Annotated in this window: 13 protein-coding genes; 3 read left to right on the forward strand and 10 right to left on the reverse strand. The window is 59.3% G+C overall.

What is annotated here, in order from left to right; genetic code table 11:
* Positions 1-111: 111 nt before the first annotated feature.
* From DSC91_RS15735 to DSC91_RS15770, 8 genes are all read right to left on the reverse strand, one after another.
* Complete coding sequence (locus tag DSC91_RS15735; protein ID WP_162831409.1) at positions 112-3,399, reverse strand: P-loop NTPase; 3,288 nt, start codon at positions 3,397-3,399, stop codon at positions 112-114.
* Between the two features lies 1 nt (position 3,400).
* The gene (locus tag DSC91_RS15740; protein ID WP_115779578.1) at positions 3,401-4,198 is read right to left on the reverse strand and encodes a DUF6602 domain-containing protein; all 798 of its coding nucleotides are present in this window, start codon (positions 4,196-4,198) and stop codon (positions 3,401-3,403) included.
* A 790-nt stretch (positions 4,199-4,988) separates the two neighbouring features.
* Complete coding sequence (locus tag DSC91_RS15745; protein WP_115779579.1) at positions 4,989-6,611, reverse strand: tyrosine-type recombinase/integrase; 1,623 nt, start codon at positions 6,609-6,611, stop codon at positions 4,989-4,991.
* The gene (locus DSC91_RS15750; RefSeq protein WP_115779580.1) at positions 6,608-7,585 is read right to left on the reverse strand and encodes a DNA-binding protein; all 978 of its coding nucleotides are present in this window, start codon (positions 7,583-7,585) and stop codon (positions 6,608-6,610) included. The genes DSC91_RS15745 and DSC91_RS15750 overlap by 4 nt, the downstream gene beginning before the upstream one ends.
* Before the next feature lie 776 nt (positions 7,586-8,361).
* Positions 8,362-9,012 carry a hypothetical protein gene (locus DSC91_RS15755; protein ID WP_115779581.1) on the reverse strand — a complete coding sequence of 217 codons (651 nt, stop codon included), beginning with the start codon at positions 9,010-9,012 and terminating at the stop codon, positions 8,362-8,364.
* Positions 9,009-9,416: a hypothetical protein gene (locus tag DSC91_RS15760; protein ID WP_175172080.1), complete on the reverse strand. Its 408-nt coding sequence runs from the start codon at positions 9,414-9,416 to the stop codon at positions 9,009-9,011. The genes DSC91_RS15755 and DSC91_RS15760 overlap by 4 nt, the downstream gene beginning before the upstream one ends.
* Positions 9,417-9,565: 149 nt before the next feature.
* A complete protein-coding gene (locus DSC91_RS15765; protein WP_229758357.1) occupies positions 9,566-10,084 on the reverse strand; it encodes an HAD domain-containing protein in 519 nt (172 codons plus the stop codon).
* 82 nt (positions 10,085-10,166) lie between these two features.
* Positions 10,167-10,628, reverse strand: a complete 462-nt coding sequence (locus tag DSC91_RS15770) for a hypothetical protein (protein WP_115779583.1) — start codon at positions 10,626-10,628, stop codon at positions 10,167-10,169.
* Between the two features lie 244 nt (positions 10,629-10,872).
* Here DSC91_RS15770 and DSC91_RS15775 point away from each other — a divergent pair, with 244 nt between their 5' ends.
* The 3 genes from DSC91_RS15775 (at position 10,873) to DSC91_RS15790 (ending at position 12,918) form a co-directional block, all read left to right on the forward strand.
* Positions 10,873-11,160 (forward strand): helix-turn-helix domain-containing protein, encoded by a 288-nt coding sequence (locus tag DSC91_RS15775; RefSeq protein WP_115779584.1) that lies wholly within the window; start codon positions 10,873-10,875, stop codon positions 11,158-11,160.
* Between the two features lie 255 nt (positions 11,161-11,415).
* Complete coding sequence (locus tag DSC91_RS15780) at positions 11,416-11,901, forward strand: AbrB/MazE/SpoVT family DNA-binding domain-containing protein (protein ID WP_115779585.1); 486 nt, start codon at positions 11,416-11,418, stop codon at positions 11,899-11,901.
* Between the two features lie 759 nt (positions 11,902-12,660).
* Entirely contained in the window at positions 12,661-12,918 is a 258-nt protein-coding gene (locus DSC91_RS15790) for a hypothetical protein (RefSeq protein WP_115779586.1), read from the forward strand.
* A gap of 61 nt (positions 12,919-12,979) precedes the next feature.
* Here DSC91_RS15790 and DSC91_RS15795 read toward each other — a convergent pair whose 3' ends face one another.
* Positions 12,980-13,966, reverse strand: a complete 987-nt coding sequence (locus DSC91_RS15795) for a pseudouridine-5'-phosphate glycosidase (RefSeq protein WP_115779587.1) — start codon at positions 13,964-13,966, stop codon at positions 12,980-12,982.
* Positions 13,967-14,090: 124 nt separating this feature from the next.
* Entirely contained in the window at positions 14,091-15,146 is a 1,056-nt protein-coding gene (dmpG, locus tag DSC91_RS15800; protein ID WP_115779588.1) for a 4-hydroxy-2-oxovalerate aldolase, read from the reverse strand.
* Between the last annotated feature and the right edge of the window lie 2 nt (positions 15,147-15,148).

Here is a 15,148-nt window from a genome sequence, read left to right on the forward strand (position 1 = left end):
GAGCCACCACAGCCAAAAGCGACTTCGACGAACGTGACCGATTTGCCGACGCTAGTTCTGCTTCTTCCGTCGTTGTTCCTGTCAATCCCCTTGCTTGTGGATCGTCCGCAATCAAGGAAGTCCGATGTCACTAGGTCCGGGTTTGTCCAGAACTGCCGTCGGTCCGTTCAACGCAAACGCAATATATGCGTGAACCACCGAACCCGACCCGCCCCCCGCAGTTGGGGACCGCATGGGAACTGACAATTGCAATTCGGTCACAAACATATATGAGTAGTTATGCTTACGCTCTACGATCCCTTGCATTCGTTGGGCATCGCCAGCGTCACTCAGGTAGTAGCACCTAATCTCACGAGGACCTGCTGATAGCTGAAGTCGTCGAAGGCTGGCGAAAATGGCATTTGCTTCCGTAACATGCTTTAGGTGAAACAACCCGACCGCGTAGTAGAACCGCTTTATCGCATCGTCACGATAACGTAGATTTTCCAAAGCCAATCTGACGTCGTTGGTAAAGTCATCCCAATGCACCGAGAGGAAACGTTGAATTCTCCACCGAATAACAAGGTCAACCCGTATCACAATCAGCTCGGCGGATAGATGTGCTCCCTGAGCTTCAACCTGGATCGAACATTGTGCAATGTATTCGTTCACCCCATTGTACGCATGACCCTTGTCGCCCTCTGATGCCTCGACGAGTAAACGCCGAGCTACTACCTCGAAACCGACTTGACTCTTTGTTTCGTTAAACATTTTCTGTGCGAGCGCCTTCATCGAGGTCAAGTCGAGTATCGAGCGAATTATTTTATGCTGCAAATCGGAGAGCATCGCTATGCTCTTCTCATGGCGGAAGGAATTTTTGGCGCGAGCGCCGATTAACTGGAAAGCACGTTCAATTTCTTGGAGAGCATCGCTGATCGATGCCATCGCAATCTCGTCTGATGCAGCTCGGCCGTTTTGCTGGGCCAGTTCGAAGAGAAGATTGCCAGAAACGTGCGCGGTATGGGCGTTGAAGTACGTAGAACTTGATGCTTGACGTAGATGATCGCGTACGAGCTGAAAGCCAATGGTGCGGTCCTGTTGGCCAGCCTTTATCATTTTTACGATAGTCGACGCCATCGATGTGTGGATATGCTCAAGTGGTGCGTCGCGCTCGGCGCTTGGATAAACCTCCGTCCTGAGTGCCTTCTCGAGTTGGCCGTAGGCAGCTAAGGTGTCGCGTCCAACGTCGCCTATCCAGATGCCCTTATGATGCTCGAGTAGCCGGTCGTCATGTGCGAGCGCGCTACGGGCTACATCAAATAGATCCATTCCTTGGTCATAACTCAGTACTTTCTGTAGTTGGTTTCTATTCCTGACCAAAACCTCCACCACAAAATTTCGATAGATAGCTGAACCTCCATCGCAAGCACGGAGCAAGTCACGTAAAACTCTGTATTCGCCAACGTGGCCTACCCCACCGTTGACCAGATCCAGAAGAACGCGCGTTACGATTTCGTTTCTTGTGCGGAAAACAGTATTTCCACTCTCTGAGTCTTGCTCGTCATAGAGCAGGCCCCACAGTGGTTTTCCGTCGACTATCATGTCTAGCCAATCGCCGTAATTTATACCGAGCGCGCGGACAAGCACTTCTGTCGGTAGCCCAATGTCGAGATTGCTCGTGACGGTCACATATTCATATGCTTGCCTCGCAGTGTCACTGTCAGCGGCGATTTCCTGCGCTGTGTTCGCGACAGATTCTCGAACATTACCAAGTCGACAGTACTCGTCCCGTAATGAGTCCGCGAGTTGAGAGCGTGTCTCAGGAATTAGATACCAAAGGCTGCATAGAATATCCAACGCATTCCTGCGGGGCACGAGCGACATCTCTCTATCCGCTTCCGCTTGGTCCTTCACCGCTCCGATTTTCTGCAGCATGACGCCTAACTCTTTCCATTCTTGATCGTCGAGTTCGTATGGAATCTCGTAGTCGCTGGTCGTTCCACTCCCCAGAGGAAGCGTACTGTGCTCCCATGAAAAGAAATCCGAATTTCTTAGTGCGAAGACGAACGCGATACGACCAGGGAATCGATCAAAACAACCCATCAGTTCACTGGCATCCATGCGCAACGCCCAAGGGTCATCGCAAAAGATCACGACCCCGGAATGTTTCGGTGCAGACTTGAAATGCTCCGTGAGGTCGCTCGCAAGGGCACGAAAATTTCGAGTCCATCCTGGGCCTGCTGACCTGCGACACCAGAGCACTATAGAGCCGTCGGCGGCCAGCTCAACTGCAGTTCTCTTCAACAGAATCGTCTTTCCAATACCAGCTTCCCCGCGCGCTACCACTGGACGTAGACGACCGTTCAGGGATTCGTCGAGTGACGCGACAATTGACGGCTTTAGTTTGTCGGTAATCGTACGTCTAAGATCGAGTCCCATAACGAATGGATGCCAATCGATGGCCGCAGGCCTAAAGAGTCCATCGATAAGTGCGGGAAGATGAAGTGTATTCCGTGTCGATTCGTCGATCGATGAGGGTACTAACGACACAATTGCTTCGTGCTTTCCGAGTAGCTGATCAAGCTTGGAAGAGGTTTTCGGTGCCTCAGTATGCACGTAGGTCCTCTGAGGTTTGAGTTCGGCAATCGCTGTACACAGATCTCTGAGGCTTGCGTCGACAACAGATGTATCGAATTGACTGCACAGGGCCACGACCGTGGCGTCGCGCAGGGTTGGGTCATCTTTCAGAAACACGAGCTTCGAAACATTCGGCCGCCCCATGCCAAGGAATGCTCCCAATATGCTTCGTACGAGCGGTGCTACAGATGCGGCGCCTAGGACGAAAAGCGGTCCCTCTCTGAGGTAGTCTGGGAACGTACGTAACATTCGTGGCCACATCTGCTGGCGAACGAGCAATTCCGATTCCGACATCGCCAGAGTGGAAGCTGGATCACGGTTATTTAGATTTCCCAGCAGCTTGTAGATTGGTATGGTGCGCTCCGGTGGCATCAGCGACGGTCCGTCGATGATCGTTGCGCTTAGTGAGCTTGGGATTGTGTCGAAATAATTTCTTAGAGCTGATTCAAACAATACGTCGTCGGTAAGAGATATACATGCCGACCATCCTGCCTTCGCTAGATACGGCAAATCCAATGACGCTTTCAGATCCCGAATTCTCGCCCGAATTTCATCTGTCAAACGGGGTAGCCGATCTTGCAGTTGTGTCGCCAAGGCATCGATGGCAGGACGAAAGTGTTGTCCCTGCTCGAGCATGTTGAGTTGTTCCGGTGCTATAACCCGGACCGAGCCAGAAAGTACGCTGGAGATCGTCCCTGGGGCACACGTGACATCGGGACCGATGATGACTCCGGGCCGGCGCGTTAAAGAAACCAGTGCCGCTTCAAGCGAAATAGTTTTCATATCAAAGGGGGCAGAGGTTAATTGTGCGAACGAGGGGAGTGGGAATCGATAGCGACTCAATCATTTGGTCAAGATCCCCCGTGACTTCGCCACCTGACCAGCGGCGGATTGCGCCAAAGAGATCTGCCATTGCGCACGCTGCACTCAGTTTTCCGAGTTGAAAGTAACGGAGAGTGACTGACTCGAGTCCATCTGGCTTAAGAAATATCGCCCAATCGGAAAGCGCAACAATACAAGTTGGTATAACGTCTTCGATGCTCGGACCGTTGGTCGTCCAGTTTGACTTGGCTAGCTCCCGCAGTGAGTCTTCTAAAGTATCGATTATTGTTGCCGGGGTTCGACTGTCGGGTACCGTGTAGAAGAATATTGCGCGCCATACTCGAGCTGGTCGCGCATGGGCGGCGATGATTGCTTGGCTATCGTGAACGTTTTGAAGGGCGGATATTACTTCGCCCTTTGCGTATGAGGTTTTGACCTGCATATGAGCCACGACGCTGATAGGCGGCGTAATATACAGATCGGATTCTGCAAACAGTGGGGCATGTGTTGATGCATCTGCGATGAGGATATCGATTTCCGGGGAGCAGCGTCCGTGATTCGACGAAGACTTTATAAATCCATTTGAGATCGAGAGGTGCCGGGGAGAATGCCGTTGTATGAAGTCCCGCAGGAGCGCCTCCTTGTGGTTGCCATCCGATAGCCAGTGAGCGTCGCCGATCAGATTACGCACACGATTCGAACGCGAGGCCAATTCGTCCGCCCAACTCTCTAGGAATGCAGTTGCATCCGGCACTATCATTGTTCGGGTCCTTGATTTTATCGAGGGAAAGACCGTTGATGCATGCTGTCGGGATATCGAACTGCGAATACCATCATAGCTTGACCGTTGCTATGGTGACAATATTCCCCACTGACACGGCGGTTGGACGAAAGAAACCTGTCGCAGTCTCTACTTGCGCGGTAAAGGTTGGTCTTGGACGAGTTCGTACGCGTCACGCTCCGGCGACTACGCACGGTTGCAGAATGTCGAAGAGTGGGCGGACGTCGGTAGATCGCCGATCCTTATGCGCTGTCGTGAAGCGTTGCTGCGCCTCTACCGAAAACGAGCGGCCGTTCGCCGACCGCATGAAGCAGCTAAATCGGCTAGTGCGGGAGATCGACACTGAAATCAAGCGAGCCGACCGAATATATCGCACGCCTCCAACATCGCATCCGAACGCACCGATTTTCCGGAATCTCTGAAAATAGTCCGAGCAATGTAGACACACCGCCACACCTGCGCGCCTGCTCTTGAATAGCGCTCGGCGGCGCTCGCAACTCCACCAAATCATTCGCACGCTTCCGACAATCGACGCTCTGAAAGAGCGCTGACCGACGTTGAGAACATTCCTGATAAACATATTTTATGCATGTATGCAGGGTCTAAATTCAGCGAAAATTTGCCTTCAGCCAAGGAAAAAGGAGAAAGGACTTAGCATTGCTGCTAAGTCCTTGAATTCTTTGGTGGGGGTGAGTGACTCGAACACTCGACCCACGGATTAAGAGTCCGGTGGACCGGAACTGCGATTCTGAACAACATTTGGGTAGATTCAGGGGCGAGGAAAACTCCCCTCCACAAACGCCCGGGCCTGCGTGAGATCGCTCTTCGCGTACGCCGCAGTCGTCTGCACCGAGGCGTGTCCCAGCAACTGCTGCGCGACCGGCAGCGGCACCGCGTGGTCGACCACCAGCGTGTGCGCGTAGCCGTGCCGGAGCCAGTGCGTCGACGCCGCGCGCAGGACCGTCCGCGTCACGCCGTCACCGGGTGCGACACGGTTTTCCGCCGCCCGGAACACCGCCTTGACCTCATCGTACAGGCCGCTTGCACCGAGCGCGTCGCGCTTCTCGCTGTGGATCACCGGCAGCCGTTCGAACGGCACGGGGACAGGCGGCAGGCCGCGCGCGAGCCGGTACGCGCGCAGCGGCGGCAGGGCGACGGCGGGCAGCGGAATGGCTCGAAGCTTGCCGCCCTTACCGAGGACGTGCAGGGTCCAGTGGCTGTCAGTGTCCGCATCCGCATCGAGCCGGGGTAACCCGGTGGCGTCCGACCACACCAGTTCCGCGAGCCTCACGCCGCCATAGCGGTACAGCGACCAGATTGCGCAGCGGCGCGCCCACACCAGTGCTGGAAGGTCCGCCGGTGCCGCCCCGGCCACGACTGCGTCGCACAGCGCGATGACGCCTGCTGGCATGATGCGCGACGGGGTCCACGCGGCGCGGGCGGCGCTGCCGCCGCACAGGTCCGCGGCCGGATTTGCGATCAGGTAGCCGGTTCTGAGCCAGTAACGGAACAGGCTCGAGACCACCGCGAGGGCGCGCGAGGGCACGGCCGTCGACCGTGCCAGTGGGATATGCGGTTGACCGGAACGGATACGGGGGCGGGAGCCTGATGGTGCCGCTTCGCCAGCGTCGGGACGCTGGCCCGACGGGCACTGGTGGAGTTCAATGGCGCGCCGGTACGCGAGCAGGTCGTGACGGGTGAGGTCCGACAGCGGCCCGAGCCGTTCGCGTTCGCACCAGGCGATCAGGCGGCGCAGGTCAGCGAGATAGGCACGCAGTGTGTGGGGCGAGCGGCTCGCGCGATCGCGCAGGAAGAGCAGCACGGCCTGGGCGTCGTCCATGACGCCGAGGGTGTTCGTGACCATCGACGGATTGACGAAGCGGCCGGCTCGCGCGAGCCACCCGCCGGCGGCGCAGCTCGTGGTGCTGGCAGCATGCGCGGCATGTTGGGCGAGGGGCGGCGGCCCGAGCGCCGCGAGCCGGACGGCAGCCGTTGCGGTCGCGGGCAAGGACGAGGATGAGGACGCACCGGAGCCTGCCGTGACCGGCACGTTGCCGTAGGCGACCTCGTGGAAGCGGCGTCGGTGCTGGTGCAGCACGCGTTCGAGGATGGTTTCGGGGGGAGGCGCGTCAGCCGCCGGCACAACCCGCAGGCGGCCGCGGTCCCAGTATTCGACGGCGGCCTCGTGCTCGAGCAGCAGCGCGAACACGGCGGGGTGCTCGCGTTTCGCGTCGGCCAGCGACGGGCAGCCGCGCTTGAGGCGCGACAGCGTCCAGCGGGTGTAGACCGGATGGCCGGTCGCGCCGGCGAGGTAGTCGAGCGCCGCGTCAATCGAATCGGGCAGCGGTTGCGGGGGCGACGCAGCGGTATCGATCCAGCCGGAAGGGTTCATTGTCCCTTCCTCCGCGCGGGGGCGCCGGCCGGGGAGGGCGGCGCTGCCGGCGTCGATGTGGCCGGAGTTTTGCGGTGCCGGACTGGTGCTGGCTTCGCCTGGCGGTGGGTAGTGGCGTGCACGGCTTCCAGCAGGGCGCGGTGCTCAGCAGCGACCGTGGCCAGTGCCGCGGCTTCGGCTGCGGCGTGCTGGTGGGCGTTGCGCTCGCTGGCGAGTTCGGTAAGCAGCCGGTCGCGTAATCCTTCGAGTGCGGCCACCCGCTCCTGTCCCCGGGCGATCTGTTCCGTCATTCGTTCGCGCTCGGCCTGCAGCGCGTGCCGCTGGTGTTCCGTTTCCTGCAGCAGTTGCCGAGACAGGCCTTCGTAGCGGGCGTGAACCGCGGCGACCGCCGCCGCATGTTCGGCGTTCGCGGCGTCACGTGCCGCGTTTGCGGAGGCCAGTCCTGCGCGCAGGTCCGTGGCCGCCCTGTCGGCCTCTGCCATCCTGTCGGCGGCGGCACGGCATTCCGCGCGCACGGTGGCGAGTGCCGTGTCGCGCGTCGAGATCTGGTCACGCAGGTCAGCCAGTTCCACCCGCAGCAGCTCAACCCGCAGGTCGGCGTCGTGTCGCGCCACCTCGGCCGCCTCACTAGCTTCGGTGGCGGCGGCCTTCATCTGCACCACCTCGTCGAGCTGGACGGTCACCGCCGCCTGCCACAGCGCGCGCATCTGTTCGGCGATCGGGTCAGGCAGGCCGGGAATCGCGACCTGCGCGAGGCCGGCGCGCACCACCTCGGCCTCGATCGTGTTCAGGGTGCGTGAGAGCATCGCCGGGTCGCCGGCACCGAGCCGTGCGCGCAGCTTGCGCACCGACACCACCCGGCGGAAGCGTTCGCTGGTCGGCGGGGCATGGTCGGGATCCAGCTCCGCCTCGGCGAGCATCGTGAGCACGGTAGTGCGGATCTGGTCGGCGGAGACGGCGGCGGGGCGGGCCATGGCGGGACTCCAGTGCGCCCGGGGACGGAAGCAGAACCAGGCGGGCGCAGGCGGGAAATTCCAGCATAGATTACGCACACGCCTGACGCCAGAAAACCGTTTTCCGGTCAGAAATGGAGCCGGTTGCCGTGATAAACCCCCTTATCACGGGAAACCGGCGTCTATCCCACCGGACTTGACGGCCGCACCAGTGCCCGGCCGTCAGGTCCGGGATGCTCTGGCCACCAGACAGGGTGACACGTCAGGGTCAGTGGTTTGCGTGAAACTGCTTTCCTGGCTGGCCAGCTAAGGAAGCAGTCTTAGCTAAGCGAACCGGCTCTTCAGCGGGGCAGTGTTGCTGGACCGGACGAAGCGGCGGTGGTGGTTGCCAGCATCGAGCTGGCAAGGCCTGGGGTTCCGGCCCGGTCGGCGCTCGCGCATCCGGCCAATGGCCCACGCAGCTGGACTGTCGCGCCGGAGATGGCAACCAGGCCGGCATCGGGCGGCGGGCGCTGAGGTATGCATTGCCCGGCCGCGGCGCGGACTGGCTACGGTTACGTCCCGCCGGTGAGGGCCCGCAGCACCGGGGATCGCTCCTGTCGCGGCTGCGGCTTGCCCGGCGTGATTCCGGGTCGGCAACGAGGCTGCTACGGTCAATTGACACACCGTGTACACGCGAAACGCAGTCGAAATGCGTCCATCGAGCAACGCGTAGTCAGCATCTCCAATTTCCGCAACGCAGCAGAGTTTGTCGGCATCAACGACGAAATGCGGATACCCAGGTTTTTTCTACCTGATCAGGCAACGTACGTCCCATGCATGTGCCTGGCGGCGTTAATCACGGCTTCACGTCGGTCGAGCGCGTCCACCGGAGAGACGGGCTCGCCCTCGTGCTCTCCAGTACCAGAGATCCATCCGTTCTGGAAATGGAACCACGCGGCGATCTTCCACGAGTCGGCTACCGGGCCGAGTGCAGCCAGGATGTCCTTGATGACCGGCAGTGGCTGGCACATGGCGTCGAACTGGTAGCCGGCAAAGTATTCCTTGCCGCCGATCGACACGCTGAAGATGTGGCCACGGCGCTTCCAGCCGCTGGCCGGCTGCGCCCTGTTGGCGGGCGGTGCGGCCTGGAGCGCATTGATCTGCCCGGCCGTGAGCCAGTTGCCCCGCGCAAAGACGGCACGCATGGCCTCCTGACGCCAGATGCGCTCTTCGATGAGGGCTGTGACCGGCGCCGAGAGGCCTGTGATCGCGGTGGCAAGATCATCTGCCCGCTTGATAATCGCTTCCTCGAAGGGCGTTTGCGTCAGAACGGCCGCCACCAGATCCTCCAAACCCTGTTTCAGGGAAGATACGATGGCTGGGTCGGTGCCGGCCGGCAGGCGCAGGCTGAGCACGAGCTCCGTCGTCGGGATATCTGTGGTGGATTGGTCATGGGCCCGGATCATGGCCGCCTCACTTCATGACGCACAGTCTCTGGTATTCCAGGGGTACCGTCACTCTGCAGTTCTTCTGCCAGCAGCTCGCGAACACGCTTCATGATCCAGGTGATCTCGGCCGGGGAAATGTCCCACTGTCCCGGGGACAAGTTCCTGGTTACATCGGTTTCGATCCTGGAAAGTGTATCGCGCAGTGACTGCACCGGATTCCCGGCAAGTTTCCGGCGGGCGTAGGATGCAAGCTGTCCGGCGAGGTCTTCGCATGCATCGTATCGCGTGGAGAGCTCTTCATCGGTCAATCCGGAGATAAGCTGGTCACCGGCCCGGCTGAGCAGAACTTTCGGCTGGTACCCACCGACGGTGCCTTGGGCGGGTTCGCGAGGAAAGTCCTCAGGAATGGCCTGAGTATTCATGGTCGCAACCCTCATTACAGGAGTTTGCATGTAGCGATGCAGAGACACTCGCAATTATTGCGATTGAACGCCTGGATTTCAGGAAGAAAACGACCGACCCTGTCGTTGGCGAGCGGCACGACGTGAAGGACGATGCCGCGCCAGTTGTCCTATTCCAAGAAACCGGCCAGTTTTTCCAGAAGTCTCGCCATCACCTGGCTGTCGCTGATGCCCAGCACAGGGTTGGTTATGACGAGGTGATCGCGCGACCATATGGGCCATCCTTCGTCGTGGTCGTCGAGCGCCAGCCATGCGTGCGGCCGTCGACGCACTACATCCGAGCAGACCTGTTTGCCTCGTGGCATCTCCCTGAACCGGTTTGCGTCCATATCGCCATGAAAGGTCGCGCCGACGACACGGTCGCGCAGCCGTACCGGTAACCGGCGTACGACCTTAAGGACGCTGCCGTAGACAACAACCCAGTTTGTCGAAAGGACGATCCGCACGCCTGGATAGGGCGCCAGGATTTCGTCGAGCAAACCGGCATGTTCGAGCACCGTATGTCCCGGGGGAGATGCCACGTAGGGGCCGATTCCTGGACGCCGCCAGACGTCTGCCGGATGCAGCACCCCATCAAAATCCAGGTACAGGACCTGGCCGCCCGTTTGCTCGGGAGGCGGCGTTGCCACGGAACGCGGGTGTACGTGGCGCGAAAATTCTCTCATCTGAGCGCAAAGGGGCCACCAGCAGCCTTGATGTGGCCTGAAAACGTTAAGCATCCCGGCTGGTAGCGACAACGGTAGTGTCAAAGCTCCGCTCGCTGACCAGTTCCGGTGGAAATGCGAGATCACGCCGAATTCGCGTGCATGGTTTCAGCTCACCATGACTGGTCGAATACCACCTCCAGGGTTCGTCGCCTGCGTTTGGCTTGCGCTCCCGCCAGATGCCGGCAACCTGGTAAAGATGGAGGCCGATACCATCAGTGGCGCGATCCAGTACGTAGACGAGGAAGCTATCTCGCTCGCATTTCGAAACCGCCTCGAGCAATACTTCGGAACCAGCTAATAGCCATCCAGCCGGCAGCGAGGCATCAACCCGTCGTTTGTGCGATGCGATCACCAGAAAATTCAGGGGCTCGTCCGTCCACCCGACGCTGTCCCACGCCTGGTAGGGCGTCGCAAGTTGCTGTTTGAACGCGTCACGCTGGGCCCAGGTCGCATCCGTCATTAACATCCATCTTCCTTGAGGTAACTAACTGACATCCTGTCGACTTCCTGTCGTGCAATTCACCCGTCGTCCGTTCCCGCAGGCAACCAGTGCCCGCAACGAGATATCTTCGCTACGTGGCCTCCGGCAGTCGTCTCCTGCGCGGGTACGTCCCACATGGGAAATCGCTGATGGTAACAAATGAACACTATAGATTGTAGTTCTTTAGTGTTCGAAATGAGTACATCAAGTCCTTTATGGGAGGACTTGCATGCGCTCCGAGGCCGAGTTCGGCATCGCACTGAAGCGACTTCGCGAAATAGCCAATGTCACACAGGAAGATTTTGGGCTGATCTCCAGCCGGACGTACATAAGTACGATCGAACGGGGTCTGAAGTCGCCCACACTGGGAAAGATCGAGAAGTTAGCGGGAGTGCTTGGAATCCACCCACTTACATTGTTGACCGTTGCCTACATGGACCGATTCACTCCGAAAGATATCGATCGGGTGACGAATGTTCTGCGCACACAGTTACTGGAAATCTTCGGAGAAAAGTGACAGTAACAGCGGCGTGCGATCGCGGTGGTTCCAGGTGACAATCTATACCTCTCCGTACTGGAAGTCGTCGAGTCCGCTCCGGCGGTGCTCGCTACTTTGGCCGCCCCGATTCGTCGAGGGCCTGGGGGCGGCGCATGCAGGAGTGCCGCGAGCCGGGCCTATCCTGTGTTCACTTCGCCCGGCCATTTTGGGTACCCATGCGAACTCTGGTTTTACAGCACTCGAAACCTGGCGGGCCGACTCCCTTCGACTGTCGTGCAGCTCGACTTTCGATACGGTGCTGAGATTGTGCCGCTGCGGCATTCCGTTATATGCGACGATGTTGCAATTGCGACTGCGAGAGTGGAGGCGCAGATGGGACGGTCATTGATGGAAATGCGGAGTCTGGCTGCGGAGTTTCCCGATGCAATCAAGCGCATGAAGGCCTGCTTGAGGGCAACAGGGCGTGTCGCGACGGATGAGCAAGTGGTCTGGGCGTGGTCCGAGTATTCGGAAAGCGTATGCGCCAGTTGGTTACTGCTTCCGGAGTCCGATGACGATCTGGTAGTGTTGCTTTTGAGGCATTGGCCGGCATGTGAGCTTCACGCGACAGGCTGTATCGCGACGCTGACTGCCGGTGACTTCGGCGGAAGCCCCCAGCTTTCGCTGCCGGAGGAGGTGATTCGCAAAATGGGATGGACATGTGGAGATGAAGTGGAGTTACAGCGGCAAGGCGATAGTCTCGTTGTGCGCGGACATTGAAACCCTTGTCAGAGTTTGCCTACCACAGCCGCTGGGATCACCACTGAACTCACTCTACGTGACTGGACACGCACTGCCACGCCGGCACGACTGCGTTGTCGAGCCGACGGCCGCTCCCGCCGGCACTGCGTCGCACGACCGACGACGACGGCCACTCTCACTTTAAGCACGCGGCTTGGCGTTCATACATAGCTTGCGAATAGGGAAGGAGATCGTCGTCGTAACGGGCACTGTATTTTCCGTAGCCGATGAACTCGGAGTAAATGTTCATCGCCTGAATATGTGACGTTGCCCAGAACGTTCATACCCATTCACTGCCTGGCTCGTTGAGGCTCCGAGCGGCGTCTCCGTCCGGCCCATGCGGGATGCATGCGGGAAGATAGTTGCCGCGCCCGCCGGGCAATACCAAACTTCATGAAGGTAACTTAGCGCCTTCGTCATGCAATACCGCCCTCATGGCTTTTTCTTTGGGGGCGCGAATTGTCGACGATTGTCCGGGAGACGTCGAGTGGCCGAAATTGGTCGAACCCGGTCTGATGCTGAACCGACGATGGGAGGCCATCGTCGACCCGGCTGCATCCGGCAGAAGTCGACCCACAACTGCCGTTCCGACTCCTCAAACAGCCATGACCGCATCCGGAGTACAACGGACGCTCGCGTCGCCGCGTTGGTCGCCAAGTTATCGGCCGTTGCTGCCGGTCATTCACTGGAATTACGGTGACAGCTGAGCGTCTCCGAAACGCTCGCGATCATCTGGCAATGGGGCTGACAACCATTCCGGGTGTGCAAGCCGGGCCGCCTGCAAAAGGCGCGATGTACTTACTCTTCCGGATCGACGGCAGCCTCTCCTCTGCGCAACAACTCGTTTCCGACGGCAAGCTCGGCCTTGCACCTGGCATCGCTTTTCGTCCCGAAGGTGAAGGCTATCTCCGTTGGTGCTTCGCAAGCAGCCATGACTGGCTGGATGAAGGAGTTCAAAGACTGAAGAGATATTTGGAAGCGTCGCAGCGGCCCTGATATGAAGGCGCGCAGCACGCCATTAGGCGGCTGCGCTTTCCCAGCCGACACCCACGAACGGTTACCAGTCGAAGTCGGCTGCCAGGCGCTTTGTGCACACCTTTGCCATGTTTGGCTCGGCACTGTTCGGAAGCGACGCATAAGCGACCGCTATCGCGGCCGCCAGCCTCGCGTTGTTGAGACCAATCTGAACACTGCCTTCCGCGCTTGCCCCGTCAGTTAATGCGCTCACACGGGAAATAAGGAACGGTGTCACGCCCTTGCCGCTTATACCTTCCCAATCCGCTTCCGCCAGTGCCTGCTCAATGGCGAGATCGATGTCCTCACGAGGCAACGCGAATGGTTCGGGAATTGGATTGGCAATCACAAGGCCGTTGCTCAGACCGAGTGCCCAGTTGGCTCTCATGACGCGAGCGATCCGCTGAGGATCGTCGAGACGTATGTCGACAGGGAACTCACTGTCGCGAGTGAAGAACCCGGGAAGGCTGTCGGTGCAATAGCCGATCACCGGCACGCTATACGTCTCCAGATATTCCAGGGTCAGTCGGATGTCGAGGATCGATTTGACGCCGGCGCATACCAATGCCACCGGCGTGCGGGCGAGTTCCTGCAGATCAGCCGAAATGTCGAAGTTCTCGTGCGCGCCCCGATGTACCCCGCCGAGGCCGCCAGCCGCACACGCACGAATCTTCGCCAGGTCTGCAATAACCATCGTCGCCGAGATCGTCGTCGCTCCGTCACCGCCACACGCAACAAGAATCGGAATGTCGCGTCGGCTGACCTTGGCCACATCGTGACCGCCGCGACCGAGGCGACCAATCTCGTCACGTGTCAGCCCAACCTTGATACGGCCGTCCAGAATCGTGCAGGTGGCAGGTATCGCGCCGTGGGCGCGGACTTCGGCTTCGAGTTCAAGCGCGGTTTCAGCGTTCCCCGGCCAGGAGGAACCATGCGAGATGATCGATGACTCCAATGCCACAACCGGTCGCCCTGCACTTAATGCCTCAGCAACCTCCGGATGGATATCCAAAAAACCATTCAAACCCATCGAATCTCTCCCTCCGGGCCAACAAAGCGATGCGCTGCCGTGTGCCGTATATCTTCGAGATACCGTGTCCGCACGTTGAGAGAAACGCGCGCATTGAAGCGCGCGATCGCCCTCGAAGCAGAACTTAAGCCGCACGCGGGGCCACGACGGCCGGTTCCAGATTTCGCGCCTTGGCCAAGGTGAGCGCAGTGTCCTCGATCATGTCCTCCTGGCCGCCGACCATGCCGCGGCGTCCGAGTTCGACCAGAATGTCGCGAGCCGGTATGCCGTACTTCTGTCCTGCGCGCTTCGCAAAAAGAAGGAAAGAACCGTACACGCCTGCGTAACCGAGCGTGAGTGCATCGCGATCGACGCGGATAGGAAAGTCCATGATAGGCACGACCAGGTCCTCTGCCACGTCCTGAATCTTCCAGACGTCGACACCCGTCTGAATGCCCATGCGCTCACACACCGCGACGAGCACTTCCATCGGTGTGTTGCCGGCACCGGCACCTAAACCCGCGGCCGCTGCATCGACGCGGGTCGCGCCAACCTTGATGGCTGCGATGGAGTTCGCTACACCCATCGCAAGGTTATGGTGACCATGAAAGCCGAGTTCGGTTTCCGGTTTCAGCGCCGCGCGTACTTCGGAAAGACGCACCTTTACATCCTCCGGAAGCAAGTAGCCGGCGGAGTCTGTCACGTAGACACAGTTCGCACCGTAGCTTTCCATTAGCCGTGCCTGCTTCACGAGACCTTCGGGTGTATTCATATGGGCCATCATCAGAAAACCGACGGCATCCATATTGAGCTTGCGTGCGAGGCTGATGTGCTGTTCCGAGACATCGGCTTCCGTACAGTGCGTGGCCACGCGGATCGTGTTTACGCCAAGCTCGTGTGCCATTTTCAGATGGTCCACCGTGCCAATGCCCGGAATCAGGAGTGCCGAGACGCGCGCCTGCTTCATCAGGGGAATGACGGTGGAAAGGTATTCCTCGTCTGTGTGAGCGGGAAAACCGTAGTTCACGGAACTGCCGCCAAGTCCGTCGCCGTGCGTGACTTCGATCAGCGGCACGCCCGCGTCATCCAGACCCTGAGCAATCGCCTTCATCTGGTCCAGCGTCATCTGGTGACGTTTCGGATGCATTCCGTCGCGCAGCGTCATGTCATGCACGACGATCTTCTTGCCTTTGATATTCATGT

The organism is Paraburkholderia caffeinilytica, from assembly GCF_003368325.1.
GTDB classification, from domain to species: Bacteria; Pseudomonadota; Gammaproteobacteria; order Burkholderiales; family Burkholderiaceae; genus Paraburkholderia; species Paraburkholderia caffeinilytica.

Coding starts and splice junctions, on each gene's coding strand:
- DSC91_RS15770 (WP_115779583.1), bottom strand. CDS start 10,628: ATGTTAATGACGGATGCGACCTGGGCCCAGCGTGACGCGTTCAAACAG.
- DSC91_RS15795 (WP_115779587.1), bottom strand. CDS start 13,966: ATGGGTTTGAATGGTTTTTTGGATATCCATCCGGAGGTTGCTGAGGCA.
- DSC91_RS15735 (WP_162831409.1), bottom strand. CDS start 3,399: ATGAAAACTATTTCGCTTGAAGCGGCACTGGTTTCTTTAACGCGCCGG.
- DSC91_RS15775 (WP_115779584.1), top strand. CDS start 10,873: ATGCGCTCCGAGGCCGAGTTCGGCATCGCACTGAAGCGACTTCGCGAA.
- DSC91_RS15750 (WP_115779580.1), bottom strand. CDS start 7,585: ATGGCCCGCCCCGCCGCCGTCTCCGCCGACCAGATCCGCACTACCGTG.
- DSC91_RS15760 (WP_175172080.1), bottom strand. CDS start 9,416: ATGAATACTCAGGCCATTCCTGAGGACTTTCCTCGCGAACCCGCCCAA.
- dmpG (WP_115779588.1), bottom strand. CDS start 15,146: ATGAATATCAAAGGCAAGAAGATCGTCGTGCATGACATGACGCTGCGC.
- DSC91_RS15755 (WP_115779581.1), bottom strand. CDS start 9,012: ATGATCCGGGCCCATGACCAATCCACCACAGATATCCCGACGACGGAG.
- DSC91_RS15790 (WP_115779586.1), top strand. CDS start 12,661: ATGGGGCTGACAACCATTCCGGGTGTGCAAGCCGGGCCGCCTGCAAAA.
- DSC91_RS15745 (WP_115779579.1), bottom strand. CDS start 6,611: ATGAACCCTTCCGGCTGGATCGATACCGCTGCGTCGCCCCCGCAACCG.
- DSC91_RS15740 (WP_115779578.1), bottom strand. CDS start 4,198: ATGATAGTGCCGGATGCAACTGCATTCCTAGAGAGTTGGGCGGACGAA.